Genomic DNA, 547 nt, shown 5'->3' with positions numbered 1-547 from the left:
ATTAAATCGCACGAAGTGCCACCTCTTAAAGCGTCGTCGGGGTGGGGGATATATAAGGGGGAGGGAGCGACTTCGCAATTCAAGCCCCTCCCCCTTATAAAAAAAGAAAAAATGGAATCTACTAGTGATTCCCTTAGAGATTCTTCGGTCATTACCACTCCCGCTAGACATGACAAACTTGGCTACCCGCAAGGGAAACCCACACATAATAAACACCTGCAAAGGAAATTACTTTGTCATTCTGGGCGTTATGGAGAATCTCTTCACAAAGCCACTAGACAATCCCAATCCTATTGTCATTCTGAGAGAGGGCAGAGCCCGACCGAAGAATCTCTAAACGAATCACTAGTCGCTAAAAGAGATTCTTCACCCCTTACAGGGGTTCAGAATGACAATAGTGGCAGAGTTTCTAGCAATTCTAACAGAGATTCTTCGCCTGCTATGCAGGCTCAGAATGACAAACTAACAGCATTTACTAAAAATCCAAACAGCAATTCTTCGCTTCTCTCTCAAGCTAGAGCTAAGAAACTTAACAGCATCAGAGTCA

1 pseudogene is annotated in these 547 nt (G+C 44.1%); it reads left to right on the top strand.

The annotated features are described in order from the left end of the window. Positions 1-15 precede the first annotated feature (15 nt). A pseudogene (locus tag CQA63_RS09320) lies at positions 16-547 on the top strand (hypothetical protein); the annotation flags it as partial.

The organism is Helicobacter marmotae (assembly GCF_003364255.1).
Lineage (GTDB): Bacteria > Campylobacterota > Campylobacteria > Campylobacterales > Helicobacteraceae > Helicobacter_C > Helicobacter_C marmotae.
Note: the sequence above shows the minus strand (reverse complement) of the source record. Positions and strands in the feature narration are given on the sequence as shown.